Annotated in this window: 3 protein-coding genes; 1 reads left to right on the top strand and 2 read right to left on the bottom strand. The window is 32.8% G+C overall.

Going from position 1 to position 2,546, the window contains the following annotated elements:
- The coding region (locus G6554_RS25140; RefSeq protein ID WP_166246831.1) for a serine hydrolase domain-containing protein at positions 1 to 1,126 on the top strand (1,126 nt) is incomplete at its 5' end.
- A 575-nt stretch (positions 1,127 to 1,701) separates the two neighbouring features.
- Here G6554_RS25140 and G6554_RS25145 read toward each other — a convergent pair.
- Positions 1,702 to 2,094, bottom strand: coding sequence for a DoxX family protein (locus G6554_RS25145; protein WP_347564354.1), 393 nt, complete (start codon positions 2,092 to 2,094; stop codon positions 1,702 to 1,704).
- Between the two features lie 242 nt (positions 2,095 to 2,336).
- A partial coding sequence (locus G6554_RS25150; protein ID WP_166246833.1) for a DUF5348 domain-containing protein occupies positions 2,337 to 2,546 on the bottom strand: 210 nt, incomplete at its 5' end.

Below are 2,546 nucleotides of genomic sequence, written 5' to 3' on the forward strand. Positions count from 1 at the left end.
TATTCATACTTATCTTTCATATATGTTAGGAAATAAGTTTAAAGTTGCATACAATGATTATCAGTTCTTTTCAACCAAGAAACTAACAGTAGATAATAATCCATATTTTTTTAAAGAATCACCAAATAAACTGGAATTCTCCACTCTTGAATACTTACATAAAGGGAAAAAAAGAATTGCTGACTTTAAACAATTTATGGAAAATACAGGCACTACTGCATTACTTATTATTAAAAATGATACTATTCTTTATGAAGATTATTTTAATGGACATACAAGAGAGACTCCTCAAAAGTTGTTCTCCATTACAAAATCATTTATTTCTGCTCTAGTTGGAATCGCTATTGATGATGGTTATATAAAAAGTGTAGATGATTTCGTTTCTTTTTATATACCTGATATTAAACTAAGAAATATTAGAATTAAACATCTCCTTCAGATGGAAGCAGGAATAAAGTTCAAGGAAGGTCATTTTCCATGGAGAGACGAAGCAAAAGTTTATTTGTATCCGAATGCAAGAGAATTGGCACTAACTGTTGTAGAAGATACGAATGATAGCTTTTTTCATTATAATGATTATCATTTGTTAATATTAGGGCTTATACTTGAAAGGACAACAGGTAAAAGTGTAACAGACTTTTTTTATGAGAAGATATGGAGTCAGTTAGGAATGGAATTTACGGGTTTTATGATATTAGATAGTGAAAAATATTCATTTGAAAAGATTGAGAGCGGGTTGGTAATGACCGCAATAGATCTAGCTAAGTTCGGCAGATTATACTTAAAAAATGGTGAATGGGAGGGAAAACGGATTATTAGCCAAGATTGGATTAAGGAATCAGTAAGTCCAAATAATGTGCCGTCTAATAGTGATCATTTTCGATATTATCAAAAACATCCTTGGGGAAAAATGTGGTTTAACCAAAATAAAGCATATTATAAATATTTATGGTGGGGACATCTAAATAACAAAACGAATAATGACTATTTTGCTTTAGGGGCATTGGGTCAAGTTTTATATGTTAGCCCAGAAAACAATACAATTGCAATTCGCCTTGGAAGAAAGTGGGGGGTTATGGACTGGTGGGCTACAATCTTATATAAATTAATAAATTCTTCAACCTGATTACATCATGCATTTAACTAAACCATTCCTGAATAAAGATGGTGAAGGAGTGTACTTAAACTATCGGGTGCAAGAGTTAAGGAATGGGATAGCTACTGCGATCCCGTTTTTTTTGTAGCTAACGAAGGGTTAATTTAATAAAATTAAAAATCAAACAATATTATTGATCGTGTAATACATAGAATATGGGGCTTTACAGTTACATACAAAGAAAGAACAACGGAGGAGCCTTATATATGGCTGTTCCCTGTGGGGAGAAGGTTATTTGGCATAAGTATTTTTAGTATAGCATTTATTTTTTCGTTTTTTAATGAAAAATATTGACATCATATTAACTGGTTTAGTTGAATGTCGCTATACTCGAACAAGAAACCTTAAGGACTGCTGAAAAGCAGCCTTTCCCTTTTTCACTGGTCCCCTTGACTAATACTACCCATTAATTGTTCTCTACTTGTAAATTCTTAGTAATAAAAAGGAAACAGGATTACGTATCCTATTTCCTTTTTTATTTAAATGGTTTTCTTTTATCTAAATCTAAACAACCAATAGGTAAGATTTAAGGATGGTACGGTTGATCAAAAGAACATATTTACAAGGTCCGTTAAATTAACAAGAGTAATAACAGTTGACAACATTGCCAGTATTAATGCAGGAAGTACATTACCGAAAGGATCATTTGCATTAACATGAGTAATTACTCCTCCAAGCATTGTTATTGTTAGCCATAATCCAGCTAATGCCGCTATTACAGGAACCCAAAAACCAATTATTAAACCAGCTACCCCGATAAGTTGTACCCAACCTGTAACCACACGGAACCATTGAGGTAAGTTAAGATGCTCAAAAGCTTCAACTAATTCCTTGTTACCGAGTATTTTCATCCCCCCGTCAATAAGAACACCACAGCTAACAAGCTTTGTAGAATAATGGATAAGATAAACATGATAAATTCCTCCTAGAATACTTATTTACAAAAACCTTTATACAACACCTGTTGCATAAACAATAATAGAGGCAATCATTCATAACAACCATCATCAAAGTTGAAGATTTATTGTTTAGACAACAATTCTATAAAATTGTTATGAAAGTCATAATTAAGTGTTACTGACACTCTGTTTTGACAAGAAATTGACGTACTTATTTGTCCATATTCTGACGGAATTGCTGACCGATAGAAAGGGGAAGCCTGCACTAGCTTCCCCATTTACTAAATATTAACCTGATAGGTTTCGTTTGGCTTTAAATAGAATTTTGTATCATTTTGTCCCATAAGAATGTACCAGTCACTTTCTAGTTCTATTCTGCACACAAGGCGCTTTCCATCTCCAAGATGCAATTCAAACGAATCGCCGCATCGTAACTTGTAATCACTCTTACCGTTATCCCAAAAGACCATCCAACAATCAAGAAAATCATT

This window comes from Bacillus sp. MM2020_4 (genome assembly GCF_011250555.1).
In the GTDB taxonomy this organism is placed as follows: domain Bacteria; phylum Bacillota; class Bacilli; order Bacillales; family Cytobacillaceae; genus Neobacillus.